A 15,674-nucleotide genomic window follows, 5' to 3' on the forward strand; every position below is an offset into this window, starting at 1 on the left:
AACGGAAAAAATCGTACGCTAAGCCGGTTGCAGCGGTCGTAGCGGCCTGAACTTGCCCGCGCCGATCTTGGCGCTGCTGCGCCAGAGGTAATCGCCGGTCAGGTTGATGTGCTCCCAGCCCAGCGGCGACAGGTACTGCAACAGGGCGTCATCGACAGTCTGGCCGTGACCGCGTAAGGCGTTTGAGGCCCGTTCCAGATAGACCGTGTTCCACAACACTATGGCCGCCGTCACCAGGTTGAGGCCGCTGGCCCGGTAGCGCTGCTGCTCGAAACTGCGGTCGCGGATTTCGCCCAGCCGGTTGAAGAACACGGCGCGGGCTAGCGCGTTGCGGGCTTCGCCCTTGTTCAGTCCGGCATGCACGCGGCGGCGCAGCTCGACGCTTTGCAGCCAGTCCAGGATGAACAGCGTTCGCTCGATGCGGCCCAGCTCGCGCAGCGCCACGGCCAGGCCGTTCTGGCGCGGGTAGCTGCCGAGTTTCCTGAGCATCAGCGAGGCCGTCACCGTGCCCTGCTTGATCGAGGTGGCCAGCCGCACCTTGGCGTTGATCGCCTTGCCGGACGCCTGGAACTGCTGCTGATGCTTGTGCTTGGCAGCGTTGAACAGCTTGCCCAGGATGCGGTCGTGCAGGTCGATGATTTCGTCGGTGACGGTGGCCATGCCCTCGATGGCGAGCGCACCAGGGTCGCGTAGCGGCGCTGTGCCTCGAACTTGGCCAGATCGGCGGGCGTCATCTGGCCGCCTTCGCGGGCGATCTTGAGCAGGCGGTTCTGGTGCACCGACCGCTCGATGCCGGAAGGCAGGTCGAGCGCCTGCCAGGCTTTGAGGCGCTCGATGTGTTCGAGTATGTGGCGCGAGTTCGGCTTGACGGGCGACTGGCGCAGCCAGGCCAGCCAGGTCGTCTTGCCGTTGTCGTGGCGCTTGAGCAGATCGTCGAGGCGGTGCCGGTGGGTGGCCGACAGGGGATCGGACAAGGCCGCGTAGATGCGGCGGTTGGCGCGGCTGTAGGCGTTCATCGAACACCTCCCTTTTCCTCATCCGGCGCAACAGGACAGTTGCTTCACGTCCTTGTTGAAGGTCTGCGCCGCGAGCTTCAGTCCCTCGACCATGGTCAGGTAGGGGAACAACTGGTCGGCCAGCTCCTGCACGGTCATCCGGTGGCGGATCGCCAGCGCGGCCGTCTGGATCAGTTCGCCCGCTTCCGGCGCGACCGCCTGTACGCCGATCAGCCGCCCTGAGCCAGCTTCCGCCACCAGCTTGATGAAGCCGCGCGTGTCGAAGTTGGCGAGCGCCCTCGGCACGTTGTCGAGCGTCAGCAGCCGGCTGTCGGTCTCGATGCCGTCGTGGTGCGCTTCCGCCTCGCTGTAGCCCACGGTCGCCACCTGCGGATCGGTGAACACCACCGCCGGCATCGCCGTCAGGTCCAGCGCCGCGTCGCCGCCGGTCATGTTGATCGCGGCGCGCGTGCCGGCCGCCGCCGCCACATAGACGAACTGCGGCTGGTCGGTGCAGTCGCCGGCAGCAAAGATGTGCGGTGCGCTCGTGCGCATGGCGCGGTCGATGACGATGGCTCCCTGCGCATTGACTTCGACGCCTGCCGCTTCAAGGTTCAGGCTGCGCGTGTTCGGCGCGCGACCGGTGGCGACCAGCAGCTTGTCGGCGCGCACTTCCCCCTGCCCGGTGGCGAGCACGAATTCCCCGCCCGCATAGGCAACGTGGCTCGCCTGGGTGTGGTCCAGCACCTCGATGCCCTCGGCGCGGAAGGCGTCTGTTACGGCTTCCCCGATGGCCGGGTCTTCTCGGAAGAACAGCGTGCTGCGCGCCAGGATCGTGACCTGGCTGCCCAGCCGGGCGAAGGCTTGCGCCAACTCGACCGCCACCACGGAGGAACCAATCACGGCCAGCCGCTCGGGGAGCGAGCTGCTTTCTAGCGCCTCGGTGGAGGTCCAGTGGGGTGTGTCCGCAAGGCCCGGGATTGGCGGAAGCGCCGGGCTCGCGCCGGTGGCAATCAGGCAGCGGTCGAAGTTCACCTCGTGCGTGCCGCCGTCAGCGGTCGCCACGGTCAGCGTGCGCGTGTCCCTGAACCGGGCCTCGCCGCGCAGCACGGTGATGGCCGGAGTGCTTGCCAGGATGCCTTCGTACTTGGCATGGCGCAGCTCCTCGACGCGGCCTTGTTGCTGGGCCAGCAGCCGCTCGCGCAGTACAGCGGGCGCTGCGGCCGGCAGGCCAGCATCGAACGGGCTTTCGCGGCGCAGGTGGACGATGTGCGCGGCGCGGATCATGATCTTGGACGGCACGCAGCCGACATTGACGCAGGTGCCGCCGATGGTGCCGCGCTCGATCAGCGTGACGCGGGCGCCTTGCTCCACGGCCTTCAAGGCAGCCGCCATCGCCGCGCCGCCGCTGCCTATCACAGCCACGTGCAGCGCTTGTTCACCGCCAACATGCTTCGTTTCGCCACCGAGCCAGCCCAGCGCCTTGTCTAGCAGGCCGGCAGGCTTGTTCGGCGTGTCGGTAAGCCGTGCGCGATAGCCGAGCGTGGCCACTGCGGCAACCAGCGGGGCCACGCTCACGCCTGCATCCGCCTCGATTTCGGCCTGCCGCTGCGGATAGGACACCGAGGCCGCGCGCACGCCGGGCACGTTCGTCAAAGCCTGCTGGACGTGCTCGGCGCACGACGTGCAGGTCATGCCTTCGATGTGGAGGGTGATCGCCTCGGCCATGATTACGCCCTCACTGCTTGACGCTGGACGGGTAACCCGCGTTTGCGGTGGCCTTGGTCAAGGCGTCGGCATTGGTCTTGGCCTCGTCGAAGGTGACGACGGCCTCCCGCTTCTCGAAGCTGACTTCGGCCTTCTCGACGCCGGCGACCTTGGACAGAGCCGTCTTGACCGTGATCGGGCACGCGGCGCAGGTCATGCCGGGCACCGACAGGGTGACGGTCTTGGTGGCAGCCCAGGCGGGCGCGCTTAGAGCGGCGGCCAGGGCGATGAGGGTGGTGAGGGTGGTGAGTTTCTTCATGGTGATCTCCTTTCAGTAGAACAGCGGCAGGACGTAGGGAAACGCGAGGGCAACCAGAACCAGGGCGGCCACGATCCAGAAGATCACCTTGTAGGCAGTCCGCACTTGGGGCACGGCGCAAACGTCGCCGGGCTTGCAGGCATGGGCTGGTCGGAAGATGCTGCGCCAGGCGAAGAACAGCGCGATGAGCGCTGCGCCGATGAAGATCGGCCGATACGGCTCCAGCACGGTCAGGTTGCCGATCCACGCGCCAGAGAAGCCGAGCGCGACCAGGACAAGGGGGCCGAGGCAGCAGGCCGAGGCGAGGACGGCCGCGACGCCGCCGGTCGCCAGTGCGCCGCGGCCGTTCTTGGGTTCCGACATAAGGTTCTCCTTCCGGGACTTCGCTTGATGCTGTAACGTTACTTCCGTAGTCAACTACGGAGTCAAGCGCCATGGAGAACGCTCAAGAGAATCTGACCATCGGGGCCTTCGCCAAGGCAGCCCGGGTCAACGTGGAGACGATCCGCTTCTATCAGCTCAAGGGCTTGCTACCCCAGCCGGAGCGGCCCTACGGTCGCATCCGCCGCTACGGGCAGGCGGACGTGGCGCGGGTGAAGTTCGTGAAGTCAGCCCAGCGCCTGGGATTCAGCCTGGATGAAGTCGGCCAGCTCCTGAAACTGGAGGACGGCACCCATTGCAGCGAGGCGGCCGAACTGGCTGCTCACCGGCTGGCCGATGTGCGCGCACGCATGGCGGACCTCACGCGGATGGAAGAGGCCCTGTCGACGCTAGTGAGAGAGTGCAACGCGCACCATGGCAATGTTTCCTGCCCGTTGATCGCAGCTTTGCATTGCTGCTAAAGGGCCCACTTCGGCTCTTAGCGTACGATTTTTTTCCGTTTTCTGAGACGACCCCTGATTGGCGATGGCTTCGGTCAGCACGGGGCGCAGGTCAGCGCCTTTGAATCGCAGTGACATGGATGAAATCTCCTGTGTGGAAGAATGAGAAAGGCCTCCATCCGATGGGATGAAGGGCCTGTAGTGCACGCGGCCGGAACGGCTGGAACGCCGTGGCGGATGCCTCGGGTCAGCCGCAGGACCGCCCGGTTTCGCTGCGGGGCGTCATGCCGGGACGGCCTGGCGCTTGCGGGCCGCTTTCGCGTCGAGGATGCTCACGTCGATCTGGCGCCAGCGCCCGTCGTCGATGAGCCTCTCCAGCACTTCGCCGAGCATGTCGAAATACACCTCGTCGTGCCGATCGACCAGTTCGACCGATTCACCGTTCTGACGGTGCAGTTCCACCACGTAGGTGTCTCCGCCGCGGTCGTAGAGGATCGTCACCCGGCCCTCGAACTTCGCGGTCGAGACCGTGAAGCTGATCGCCGGCGGGGTCTCGATGATCTTGGAGGGCGTGGGATCGACCCAGGTGAAGTCGCGGGCACCGGCATCCACCAGCATGTGGGTGATGCGCCGGAAGCGATCGGGGGCCGGCATCTCCTCCAACTGCTCGATGAGCTGGCCCAACTCCATGCACTGCGGCGTGGGAATGGGCAGCTTGGCCGGCGCCGAGCCGAGGATGTGCCTCGTGATGGTGTACGGCGTGCCGTCCGAAGTCTCCTCGGTGATGACCTCCGGCGTGTCCGCGCGCAGTCCGTCGAAGCGACGACGGGCATAGGGTTGGACATGCACCTTGGCGCCTTCGGCAGGAACCGTGGTCACCAGGCTGGGATCGAGCACCGCGAACTCGGAAGGCTTGAGCTTGACGACGATGGCATCGTCGGTCGCGGCGACCACCTTGCCGTCGAAGGGTTGGGGGTCGATGGCGAAGCCCAGCGTTGAGGACAGCGGCTGATCATCGAACACGCGGTACTTGAACGACCGCACGTTGCGGGGCACATGGCCTGCGACCAGCGAAGGCATCATGGATTTGATGAGGGAACGATCCATGGGGAAACTCCTTGAGGAAAAACAAGGGATTCCCCGCCCGCAAGGGAGAGGTCCCTTGTGGGTGGCGTGGATGGACGCGGTAGGTCCGTAGGAAGAAACGACCAGCACGGTTTCCCGCGCTTGCAGCCTCGAAGGTCTCGACTGCCTGGGCATGTGCCGGCAACGCCGACGAACATGGGGCAAGCATGGCCCTGGGGCGGTCTGCCTGCCCGCAGGAAACGGCACCGCACCACAACCGTTTTCCTGTGCTGCGGGCAAGAAAAAGCCCCTCGAAAGGGGCTGGAGGAATCAGGCTTGGTACACGAAGTAGTGCTCGCGCTGACGCGGAAAGAACACGTGTTTCCACGTGTCGCCGCTTGTGTTGCCACCGTCGAAGACGACCATTTCGTAGTCGTCCACGTCGGTGTCCACCAGGTCGGCGCTGGCGATATGGCGCATGTGCAGCGTGCCGCTCATGCGCTCGAATACCAGGATCTGGCCGATGGCATCTTCCTGGCTCATGGCGTTGACGCAGGCTCCGAGTTGGTGCTCGAAGTCGGATGCGGGTGTGATGAGGTCGGGGAACATGGGATCGCTCCTGTGAAAGTGCGCCGGCCCGGCTCTCTGGCGGGAGACCGGGCCGGCATGCGGTGAGGACAAGGAAGGCCGGGGATGTGTGTGGCAGCTATTCGCCGGCCAGCGATAGGCCCGGCAACACGGGTGCGTCGGCATCGAGGATGAGGATGCGCACGTCGGCCTGGCCGGCCAGTTCAAGGATCTGTGCCAGCTCGTCCGGCATGCCCTTGCTGCGGTGCTCCTGCCGAAGCTGCTCGGCGGCGATCCCCTCGACGTCCTGCAGGTGCTGGTCCGTCCAGGGCGTGGAGATCAGCTTGACGCCGATCGCCGGGCTGTAGGGAATCCGGAACGCGATGAACAAAAAGGCCTCCGGCGTCGCGAGGTCAGCCAGGTTGGCCAGGTACTGGCCGGTTTCGCGGCTGATGTGCGCGCTGTTGATTTCCCAGCACCGGCTGTAGTAGCCGGTCTCGAAGCTCAACCGCTGCACGACTTCCCGTGCGGCCTCGGCCGAATAGGTGTCGCCAATGTGGACGGGGCGGCCGTCGAAGTCGTCGCCGTGGATCGCGTACACCACGGCACCCACCATGCCTTCGCCGCTGCCCCCTTCAGCCGCGTCGCATTCGGCGATCAGTGCGGCGCCGACAGGTTCGGTGCCAGTCCTGACCACCGCGAAGTCGCTGGTGATGATGCAAGGAGAAGAAACCAGCGCCGCGTCGCAGAGGTGCTGCTGGCTCGGGTGGATGTTTCGCCAGACATGCGGGCTTCCGTCCTCGTAGCTGATGGACAGCGTGCGGACGATTTTCAGATTCCAGTAGCCGCGTAGAAAGGGATTGGGATTCTGGGACATGGGATTTCTCCAACAGAATAATGATGGAGCAAATCCCCGCCACCGGGAATTGACCCCGGTGGGTGGAAAGAAAGGAAACAGCGTCAGGTGACGCTGATCGTTGGCGTTTGGGCCAATCGCTCGGCGACGCGCCGGCGCAAATTCATGCGGAATGGCTCGTCGCTGACGCCCGCCAGCAGATTGATGGTCTCCAGCGCGATCAGGGCCGAAGCCTCTTCGATGTCGGCGGCCACAATGGTCTTGCGCAATTGGTCGCCGAGCTGGAGGGCCTGGGAGGAGGAGCTGATGAAGCGGACCTCGCGGCTCAGGTAGCAGCCGTTGCCGCCGAACTCGAACAGCCGCGGCTTGCTGCAGTACCAGCAGCCCTCGAACTGGATGGCGGTCAGGTGGTGCCCGTCATCGAACCGGGTGGCGATCAGAAACAATGCGTCGAGATCGGCGGTGTCCTCGAACGAATGACGGTCGATCAAGTTCCCCAGCTCTTCGTCCTCATCGGCACGGAAGTGCACGGCGAGCAGTTCGAGCAGCGGCGGGATCGACAGCCCTTCGTCGTCCGGCATCGGAATACCGAGTTGCGTGGCCAGGTCTTCCAGGCCATCGAGCACGTCCGGCCATTGCGGATTGGTGGTCTCGGCGATCTGGGCGATGTAGGCCTGCCCGTTGCCGGGGTGGCTCTCGTCCAGCGCGAAGGCGCCGAACAGCGCCTGGATGACGGGCGTCACACGGTCGAGCACGAGAACGCCGGTGGCTTCGTAGTAGTTGTTGGCCATGAAGGCTCCTTTCGATGAATGAACGGAGCCAGCCCTTGCGGACGATGGCATCCGCAGGGGAAACCGCCTGATGCCGGATGGCGCTGGGCGGGGAGAAAACGCGAGGGACATGGCCTCGAACGAGGCGCATGTCCCTCATGGGGTCCCGTGAACGCAGTGATGAAGGTGTGCCAGGGACCGGCTCACCAACCGCTGTAGTTCAGCAGCAGGTCGGCGATCACCTGGCGACGTGGCAGATCGAGGCCGTCGAAGTCCGACAACCCGTTGAAGTGGCAGCGCTTGAGCATGGCACCGCCCTCGCGCGCGTTGTAGAAGCTGACCATCGCGGACAGGAACATGCGTTCCCCGCTGCTCAGGACGCCGAGGGCGTCGTTGAGCCTCAGCATGTCGGGACGCAGATCCCACTTGCTCTTGGCCTGGTTCAGACCTTCACGGGTGCCATCGCCAAACCATTGCGGGCCGGCGATTTCGACACCACGCTTCCAGGCCTCAAAAAAGGCTTGGGGCGCAGCGCTGAAATGCCGTTCTTCCCGAACGATCTGATCGACGACTTCCTGCGGCAGTAGCTGGTTCATGACGTGATTCCTCCAGTTGGATCAGGGAATGGCGAGCTGGGACCAGCCGCCTCTTTCGAGGGCACGTTGAGCCGCAGCATGGCTGCGGAAGTACTCACGAGATTCCCGCGAAACGGGACCTTCGGTATCGCGCGTGCCGATGTAGTGGCCGGCGGCGCTGTGCAGGACTTCGAGCGGCAGGAACTTGCCGCAGTAGGTCAAGGCCAATTGACCGAATCGGCCGAAAGAGGCTTGCTGGGACATGGATGGGCTCCTTGGAAAAGCGGGGCCCTGTCCCTCACGGGATGGCAGCTCCCGCACGCGGTTGAAAAAAAAGCATCAGCGTCTTGGGAACGCGCGTCCGCGCAATGGATGCGATGCGGACTGGTGGGTTGCGCGGAGAGAACCCCGCGGCAGCCTGAAACCCTGGCTGCTGGCATGTGCTGACGAATCAGCGGACATGCGGACAGCTTCGTGAGGGTGCCGCGCCACGTCAGTTGGAAATCGGCATCTGGTCCAGCCCCGATTGATGTGCGCAGGACAAAGAAAAGCCCCGCAACGAGTGCGGGGCGGTCATGACGGTGCGGTGAGGCTGGATCAGCGGGGCTTGTCACCCAGGACATGCTGCTTCCAGATGGCGAATGCCTCGTCCGCTGGCAGCTCGGCCAGGATGACGATGGGCTGGTCCTGTCGGCTGCGCAGCTTTGCGAAATACGCTGCGCGGTCGGCAATGGCCTTGAGCTTGATGCCCTTGAGGAACAGCAGCCTGCCGTCCTTGATGAACAGCACCTTGTTGCCGATGTCGCGGTTGAACGCGGTGCGCAGCTTGCGCTCCGCGTGCATGGCATCGGCCAATTGGTCCACTAGGAAGTCGAGCGTCATGTCGATGAGAAGCGGCTCGTCGTCTTCGCGTTCGACGTCGAGCGATGCCGGCGGCAGGCTCTTGGCGAATTCCTCGGCCTGGGCCAGCAGCGCGGCCTGGCCTTGCAACGCGCGCACGAACGTCGAGCCGCCGTGTCCGTCGTTGCGGGCTTCGGCGATGGGCCTGCCGTCGAACATGACGGTGGCGGTGAAGCACAGCGTTTCCTCGCTCGCGAAATCCGCGACCTTGAGGTTCTTGAGCGTGATGCGGTCTTGTCGGGTGATGGTGTCCATAGGAAGTCCTGTTATCGACCGGGTTGACGACACGCCCCTGACGGGACGCGGCATACATCCCGTGGGTTGGAGGAAGGTGGCATCGATGCCCGGTGGGCAGCGTTCGCCGGAGAGATGCCGGGGCGAACTGGCGGGTGGCGTGGGAGGAACCCACGGCAGCCTTGACACCCTGGCTGCTGGCTGTTGCCGATGCGTCGGCAATGCAGGAGGGAGGATCACGCGGCCCGCCGGCCGCGTCGTGCATCAATCCGAAGCGCTCGATCCCGTCTTGTGCGGGCACTGCAACAGCCGCTGGCCCAGCCACGCGACACACGGCACGGCCATGGAGTTGCCGATCGCCTTGTAGCGGGGCGCGTCGGCGGCGGGCTTGCCGCGGTACGGCACCAGCGTGTAGTCGTCGGGCATGCCTTGCAGCCGCTCGCACTCCACAGGCATCAGCCGACGTACCCGCCACTGCGACCAGTCGCCCGGGCCGGGGTCGTTCCAGTCGTAGCGGAAATGTGCCTCGAAGTCCGGTGCCAGCACATGGGGCTTGTCGGCACCGCCGCTGCTGGTGCGCAGCGCGGTCGAGACGCCATCGCCCAGTTCAGCGGCCAGGCCTTCGGTGCGACCGCGCAGCGCCACGCCGATCACCATCGGCCGGCCCTGGCCCGGCTTGCCGCCACCCGTGGAGAGCGTCCCGGCAAGCTGGCCGTGGCCGGATTCCAGCCGCAGCTCGCCGCGCGAGTTCTGCGCGAACGCGATGGCCGGCACGACGCCGGCATTCGCGTGGCTGAGGCGATGCCCGCCCGCGCGCAGCGTCGGTGCCCAGGCCATCGTTGCATCGGCTCCGCAGCCCTGGGCGGTGAAGGCGATGATCGGCACACCCTTGCCGGTGCCGTCCTCGCTGCAGCCCTTGCCGCCGTTGGCGGTGCTGAGCGTGTGGCTGATGCTGCCCGCGATGGACTGCGCCACGAAGGTCTCGACCTCGAAGTCGTTCTTCGGGCCAGGTGCCGCGGTCAGGCAGGCCGCGACGTCAATGGGGCCTGCGGTGTTGCCCCCGCCGAATCCGAACGTCACCGTGGCCTTGCCGTAGGGCTGCTTCAGTCCTGCATATCCCGAGTACCCGCCTGCTGCCGCAGCGCCCGATCCAGCAGCGCCGGCAGCGTCTTGCCACGGCACGAAGCCCGGCGAAGAATCCCCGCGCACGCCGTCGCGCTCAAAAAGTACCTCGGCGGGATCGACGCCACCTCCACCACTTGCCACAAGAAACACGCGACGGCGCCGTTGGGCGACGCCGAAATATTGAGCATCGAGCACGCGCCAGGCGATGCGGCGCCGGGGTCCAGACACACAACCTGCGTGCGCCCATTTTTGCCCTGGCGGTTCGAGCGCACGGCTTTCTCCAGCCAGTGCTCCCAGGAAGTGCCCGAAGGCGTTGCTGCGGTCGCTGAGGACGCCGGGGACGCTTTCCCAGACGAGCGTTGCCGCCGGGCGGCGGTCTTGGTGGCGGGTTTGGTCGATGGCATTTGCAAGCTCCACATAGGCAAGGGTCAAGGCACCACGTGGGTCGTTCAGCCCCTGGCGCGCGCCGGCCACGCTGAACGACTGGCACGGCGTGCCGCCGACCAGGATGTCGGGCGCTGGCACGGTGCCGGCGCGGACCTGGCGGGCGATCGCGGTCATGTCGCCCAGGTTAGGCACGCGGGGGTAACGGTGGGCGAGCACGGCGCTCGGGAACGGCTCGATCTCGGCGAACCACGCGGCTTCGAGGTCGAGCGGTTGCCAGGCGAGGCTCACGGCCTCGATGCCGCTGCAGACGCTGCCGTAGAGCAGCGGCGTGTTGCGCGGCGGTGCGCAAAGATTCGGGTGCATGTCGGTCTCCTGTTCGTATGGCGCAGGGCCATCGCCCTGGCCGGGGCGTTGAAAGGCAGGAGAAAGGCGCCGAAGGCCCCAGGGGCCTTCGGCTCGGGAGGAAAGAAGAACCACCCGTGGGCTGATTGGCAGGCCCGGTCGTCGCTAGAACCGTCTGCTCATCCAGCAATCACACCCGGCCCATGTCGTGGCTGGGGCCGGCATCGTCTGGCGCACATCCGCGCACAAAGGGAGCCCGTTTTTGCGCCGGCGGGCACCGGCACCGAATACCGCTGACCGCGAAGGGTCTCCGGATGGCTCGCACAGGCAAGCCATCGGGGGACCCTTCGCAGCGGCGGAAGGAATGCAGACGAGGAGAACGCGCGGGGTGCGGTTCGCGGAGAAGCCACCTTCAGGTCCCGCGGCCGGGGCCGGCCGGACGGGACGCGCACACGGAGCAAGAAGGCGTTGCGCGCTGGGGCGTCCCGCAGGGCATGCGGGACACGGGCCACGCCGCCGATGGCGGGCATGGCTCACGGGGAACGGGGGCGGTCAGGCGCCTTTGCGGCCACCGCCACTGGTACGGCGTGGACGCGAGGCACCACGCCTGGACGTGCCGGTTGCCACCGGCAGCGTGCCTTTGCAGTCGGGGTAGCGACTGCACGACCAGAACGGGCCGCTCTTGCCGGTTCGCTGGCGCGTGGGTGCGCCGCACTGCGGACAAGCCGGTCCTTGGGGAACCTTGATGGACAGGGACGTGCTGCCGTATTGCGCGATCAACTGCGAAATCCAGGCGGCCTGCTTGCCGATGAACACATCCAGGGTGAGTTGTCCGCCCTCGATCATGTCCAGCGCCTGTTCCCAGACGGCGGTGGTGCCGGGGTCGGCAATCGCCGCGGGCACGGCGTCGATCAGCGTGAACGCCGCATCCGATGCGCGGATGGAGCGCCCCTTCTTCACGATATAGCCGCGGGCGATCAGCCCGCTGATGATGTTGGCCCGCGTCGCCTCGGTGCCGATGCCCGTCGTGTCCTTGAGCTTCTGCTTCAGGCGCGGGTCGGTCACGAAACGCGCAACGCCCTTCATCGCCTTGACCAGTTCGCCCTGGGTATAGGGCTTGGGCGGCATCGTCTTGAGGGCCTTGATGTCGGCCCCGGCGACCTGGCATGCCATCCCGTCACGCAGCGCAGGCAGCACCTGGGTGCGCACGGGGGCGTCGCCATCCTCATCGGCGCTGCCTTCACGTTCGGACTCGGCCAGCACCAGGCGCCAGCCGCGGGCGACGACCTGCTTGCCCGTAGCCACCAGCTTCTGCTGGCCGCAGGAGAGATCCGCCACGGTGCGGTCGAACTCGTGGTGCGGGAGGAACTGGGCCAGGTAATGTGCCCGGATCAGCCGGTACAACGCCCGTTCCTTCTCGCTCATGGCGGAGAGATTCGCGGGTTCGAGCGTCGGGATGATGCCGTGGTGCGCCGTCACCTTGCCGTCGTTCCAGGCGCGCGAGCGCTGGGTGCGGTCGAGCTGGCCCATGATCTGGGCCAGCGTGGGATCGGTCTTGAGCAGGCTGTCCAGGACCGTGGGCACTTCGGCGAACATGCTTTCGGGCAGGTAGCCCGAATCCGAGCGCGGGTACGTCGTGGCCTTGTGCGTCTCGTACAGGGCCTGGGCGATCTCCAAGGTTTCCTGCACGTCCAGCCCAAGCTGCTTGGAACAGACTTCCTGCAAGGTGCCCAGGTCGAACAGCAGCGGCGGGCCTTCGCGCACGCGCTCGGTCTCGACCGACACCACCTGGGCACTGCCCGCGGCGCGGATCTGCTGCGCGGCCTGCTGTGCGACGGGCTGCCGCAGGCAGCGGCCGGCGTCGTCGGTGCTGGCATCGGGTGCCACCCACTGCGCGGTGAACGTCTGACCGCCTGCGGACAGCGACACGTCGATGGCCCAGTACGGCACGGACACGAAGGCCGCGATCTCTCGGTCGCGGTCCACCACGAGTTTGAGCGTCGGGGTCTGTACACGCCCGACCGACAGCACGCCATCGTAGCCGGCCTGCCGCCCGAGCACGGTGAACAGCCGGCTGAGGTTCATGCCCACGAGCCAGTCGGCGCGCGAGCGCGCCAGCGCCGAGTAATACATCGGCAGCGTCTCGGCCGAGGGCCGCAGCTTGGCGAGCGCGGTGCGGATGGACGCATCGTTGAGCGCCGACAGCCACAGGCGTTCGATGGGACCGCGGTAGCCGCACAGGTCGATGATCTCGCGTGCGATCAGTTCGCCTTCGCGGTCGGCGTCAGTGGCGATGACAAGCTGGGTCGCCTTCGCCAGAAGCGCTTTGACGACCTTGAATTGCGTGGCGGTCTTCGGCTTGACCTCGACCCGCCACTGCTGGGGAATGATGGGCAGCTGTTCCAGCGACCAGCGCTTGAGCGCCGCGTCATAGACCTCGGGTGCTGCCGCTTCGACGAGATGGCCGATGCACCAGGTGACCGTGACACCGGAGCCGTTGAGGCAGCCTTCACCGCGCTGCGTGGCGCCGAGAATCCGGCCGATGTCTTTGCCCTGGGAGGGCTTCTCGCACAGAAACAGCCGCATGTCCGTCCATCCGCTTCCCGTTGTTCATGGAGTTGCTGGGATCGAGGATGCCGAGCGCCTGTTGGGGCAGCAGCAAACAAGCTGCATGCGGCAGCGACCGCTTTCACGCCGATGGAACGGCTTGGGCGGGATGGCGTGCGGCCGGCGGTGTGCGAGCCGGGAGCCGCGATGTTCGGGAGCGCGCGGAAGCCGGTGGACGCTGATGGAGCTATCCCCTGGGGATAGCTCGCGAGGACATGGGGGGCGGCAACGTACTGCGGCCGCCCCCACGCCGGATCACTTCCTGCGCTTGGGCTCCTTCGACGCTGCCGGTTCCTGGGCGGCCTGGGGCTTGGGCTGCGCGTCCTGTGCGGTCTCCTGCGATTTGGGGCTCAGAACGACGGACTCGATGCGGAACGGCAGGATGCCGACGCTGCGCGCGTTGATCTGCCAGGTCTCGCGCGGCTGATCCTCGTTGTCGGTCCAGGGTTCGCGCTCCATGCGGCCGACGACCAGCACGCGCATGCCCTTCTGGTAAAGGTCCTTCCAGTGTGCGGCGTCGCGGTGCCAGATTTCCACCGGCGCCCAGAAGCCGCCGCGGTCCTCGAAGTCACCGCCCTTGGTGGGAACGGGGTTGTCGAAATACACGTTCAGCCGCAACAAGCGCCGCGGTTCGTCGTTGCCGTTGGGGAACTCCCGGTACTCGGGGGGCGAGCCGATGTTGCCTTCGCCCGAAAAATGCGTGCTCATGGTGCAATCTCCTTGGTGGTTGAAATACCCGTGCCATGTCGGCGTCGGGCGCGTGCTGGGGTGCCCGACGCGATCACCGATCGCGCACTCCGGGGGGTATGGACGCGAGCCGGCGCAGGTAGGCGTCTTCCGCCTCGGCGGCCTTGCTGGCGCACTCCTGGGCCTGCCTACCCAGGGTGTGCAACAGGCTGATCTGCATGTTCAGCGTGATGCGCTGCAGCTCGATCGCGTGCAGGTCGGCCAGCAGGTTGACCGGCGTGCTGGTGCTCGCCATCAGCTCCTGCCACAGGGCCACGCCCATGGCCGAGCGGTCGTTCCTGCGCCAGCGCAGGAACGTCGTTCCCGCGCCAGTGGTCTGCTGGGCCAGTTCCACGGGCAGCAGATGGAAGGGATGCCCACCGGCCTGTTGCAGCACTTGTCGCTGCGCCAGGCCGATCAACTCGTCGCGCATGGCGAAGCACTGGCTGGCCCAGGCCTCCAAGTCCCCTTTACCTTTAAAAGGCTTTAAAAGGCCTTTTAGAGAGGCCGCGTGTTCCAGGCGCATGAAGGCTCCCTGTTGCAGGCCCCGGAAGTAGCGGGTCGGCTGGTTCAGATCGCTCATGCGGATTCGTCCTCGCCGGCAGTGGCTGCGCCTTCGGACGGGTCGGCAGCAGCGGCCGCATCACCATCGACGCTGGTAGCGGCTGCGGCAGGATTCTCACCGCGCTGTTGCAGACCACGGCGCACCATGGGTGGCGCAAACGTCGAGCGGCGCGTGCCTTCGAGGACGTCCTGCGGCAACTCGCCGAACTTCTCCAGCGCGACCCGCGCTGCGGCATTCTTCGCCGCGAAATCGTCGCGGGTGCAGCCCGAGTAGCGGTACTGCTGGGCCAGCGAGAACAGGCTGCGCAGCGCGTGCGCGCCCTCGTTGAGCCAGCGCTCCAAAGTGCTGCGGTCGATCAGCGCGGTGTGGTGGGCGAGGATCAGCTTGCGCGCGATGTCGTCGTAGTCGGCCAGGAGATAGACGGCGGCAAAGCCCAACTGCGCATTGACGAACAGCGGCAGCTTGACGGGCTGCACGTTGAGGTTCTCGCCCAGGCTCAATGCCGCAGGCACGCCCGCCAGTGCCTGGTCCACTTGTTTGCGCAAGGTCTGCAGCGTGGTCCTGGTCTGGTCGAGCTTGTCCTCGATGCGCAGCATCCACCAGTCGCTGTAGGGGTCGTCCTGCTCCGAGCCGCGCTTCATCTTATTCATCACCGCGATGTAGCCGTTCAGGCCGACGATGCCGGGTCGCCCTTCGGCGGCGGCGCGGCCGTGCCAGATGCGGGAAGCGTGATGCGTGTGCAGCGTCAGCGACATCGCGCTGCGCAGGGAGCCGAGGTTGAGTTGCAATGGTTCGTTGCTGGTTGCCATGGTGAGCGCTCGCAGTTGGACAGGGAGCCGCCAGCATCCGCATGCAGCGGAAGGCAGTCAGTCAACAAACCGAAATGAGCCGGCCCCCGGTTCTATGCGCGCTGGCGGCGCAGCGCGCAACGGTCCCTTGGAGGCCGGAGCATTCACGTTGGCGCTCCGTGCCTCGGTCGTTGACGGTATGCGTACTGCACCGCACGTCGCGCTGCCGTTCGACACGATCCTTCGCCGCGCAGCCGTCCCCAGGGGACCGTTCCGTTGAGCGCCATGGAGGTCTGCTTCATGGTCTTGCAGGCGCTCTACTCAG

At 66.2% G+C, this 15,674-nt stretch carries 17 protein-coding genes and 1 pseudogene; 1 reads left to right on the plus strand and 17 read right to left on the minus strand.

What is annotated here, in order from left to right; all coding sequences use genetic code 11:
* Positions 1 to 18: 18 nt before the first annotated feature.
* From ACX12L_RS03610 to merT, 5 genes and pseudogenes are all read right to left on the minus strand, one after another.
* Positions 19 to 537, minus strand: a pseudogene (locus tag ACX12L_RS03610) (Tn3 family transposase); the annotation flags it as partial.
* Entirely contained in the window at positions 501 to 1,016 is a 516-nt protein-coding gene (locus ACX12L_RS03615) for a Tn3 family transposase (RefSeq protein ID WP_003098931.1), read from the minus strand. The gene ACX12L_RS03615 and the pseudogene ACX12L_RS03610, both read right to left, overlap by 37 nt.
* A gap of 18 nt (positions 1,017 to 1,034) precedes the next feature.
* Positions 1,035 to 2,723 (minus strand): mercury(II) reductase, encoded by a 1,689-nt coding sequence (gene merA, locus ACX12L_RS03620; protein ID WP_034061735.1) that lies wholly within the window; start codon positions 2,721 to 2,723, stop codon positions 1,035 to 1,037.
* A 10-nt stretch (positions 2,724 to 2,733) separates the two neighbouring features.
* Entirely contained in the window at positions 2,734 to 3,021 is a 288-nt protein-coding gene (gene merP / locus ACX12L_RS03625) for a mercury resistance system periplasmic binding protein MerP (RefSeq protein ID WP_003116826.1), read from the minus strand.
* Positions 3,022 to 3,033: 12 nt separating this feature from the next.
* Positions 3,034 to 3,384 carry a mercuric ion transporter MerT gene (merT, locus tag ACX12L_RS03630; RefSeq protein WP_011804695.1) on the minus strand — a complete coding sequence of 117 codons (351 nt, stop codon included), beginning with the start codon at positions 3,382 to 3,384 and terminating at the stop codon, positions 3,034 to 3,036.
* 71 nt (positions 3,385 to 3,455) lie between these two features.
* Between merT and merR the strand changes: the two genes are divergently transcribed.
* Positions 3,456 to 3,863, plus strand: a complete 408-nt coding sequence (gene merR / locus ACX12L_RS03635) for an Hg(II)-responsive transcriptional regulator (protein WP_003098939.1) — start codon at positions 3,456 to 3,458, stop codon at positions 3,861 to 3,863.
* Positions 3,864 to 4,124: 261 nt separating this feature from the next.
* On the opposite strand, the gene ACX12L_RS03640 is transcribed toward merR, so the two are convergent.
* From ACX12L_RS03640 to ACX12L_RS03695, 12 genes are all read right to left on the minus strand, one after another.
* Positions 4,125 to 4,949, minus strand: a complete 825-nt coding sequence (locus ACX12L_RS03640; RefSeq protein ID WP_003098941.1) for a hypothetical protein — start codon at positions 4,947 to 4,949, stop codon at positions 4,125 to 4,127.
* A 288-nt stretch (positions 4,950 to 5,237) separates the two neighbouring features.
* Positions 5,238 to 5,516, minus strand: a complete 279-nt coding sequence (locus tag ACX12L_RS03645) for a hypothetical protein (protein ID WP_003116828.1) — start codon at positions 5,514 to 5,516, stop codon at positions 5,238 to 5,240.
* Between the two features lie 97 nt (positions 5,517 to 5,613).
* Entirely contained in the window at positions 5,614 to 6,351 is a 738-nt protein-coding gene (locus ACX12L_RS03650; RefSeq protein ID WP_034022477.1) for a DUF5983 family protein, read from the minus strand.
* Positions 6,352 to 6,434: 83 nt separating this feature from the next.
* Positions 6,435 to 7,121 (minus strand): hypothetical protein, encoded by a 687-nt coding sequence (locus ACX12L_RS03655; RefSeq protein ID WP_003116830.1) that lies wholly within the window; start codon positions 7,119 to 7,121, stop codon positions 6,435 to 6,437.
* Between the two features lie 182 nt (positions 7,122 to 7,303).
* Positions 7,304 to 7,696, minus strand: a complete 393-nt coding sequence (locus ACX12L_RS03660) for a hypothetical protein (protein WP_003050375.1) — start codon at positions 7,694 to 7,696, stop codon at positions 7,304 to 7,306.
* Between the two features lie 21 nt (positions 7,697 to 7,717).
* Positions 7,718 to 7,939, minus strand: a complete 222-nt coding sequence (locus tag ACX12L_RS03665; RefSeq protein ID WP_003120032.1) for a hypothetical protein — start codon at positions 7,937 to 7,939, stop codon at positions 7,718 to 7,720.
* A gap of 333 nt (positions 7,940 to 8,272) precedes the next feature.
* Positions 8,273 to 8,830 (minus strand): hypothetical protein, encoded by a 558-nt coding sequence (locus ACX12L_RS03670; RefSeq protein ID WP_003050381.1) that lies wholly within the window; start codon positions 8,828 to 8,830, stop codon positions 8,273 to 8,275.
* A 243-nt stretch (positions 8,831 to 9,073) separates the two neighbouring features.
* Positions 9,074 to 10,684, minus strand: coding sequence for a DNA cytosine methyltransferase (locus ACX12L_RS03675; RefSeq protein WP_042992893.1), 1,611 nt, complete (start codon positions 10,682 to 10,684; stop codon positions 9,074 to 9,076).
* 531 nt (positions 10,685 to 11,215) lie between these two features.
* Entirely contained in the window at positions 11,216 to 13,249 is a 2,034-nt protein-coding gene (locus ACX12L_RS03680; RefSeq protein ID WP_018715759.1) for a DNA topoisomerase III, read from the minus strand.
* A gap of 276 nt (positions 13,250 to 13,525) precedes the next feature.
* On the minus strand, positions 13,526 to 13,978 hold the full coding sequence (locus tag ACX12L_RS03685) for a single-stranded DNA-binding protein (RefSeq protein WP_003050391.1): 453 nt from the start codon (positions 13,976 to 13,978) through the stop codon (positions 13,526 to 13,528).
* Between the two features lie 73 nt (positions 13,979 to 14,051).
* Positions 14,052 to 14,579, minus strand: coding sequence for a DUF3158 family protein (locus ACX12L_RS03690; protein WP_003050393.1), 528 nt, complete (start codon positions 14,577 to 14,579; stop codon positions 14,052 to 14,054).
* Positions 14,576 to 15,370, minus strand: coding sequence for a PFL_4669 family integrating conjugative element protein (locus ACX12L_RS03695; RefSeq protein ID WP_003050396.1), 795 nt, complete (start codon positions 15,368 to 15,370; stop codon positions 14,576 to 14,578). The genes ACX12L_RS03690 and ACX12L_RS03695 overlap by 4 nt, the downstream gene beginning before the upstream one ends.
* Positions 15,371 to 15,674 lie beyond the last annotated feature (304 nt).

Source organism: Alicycliphilus sp. T452 (genome assembly GCF_054512775.1).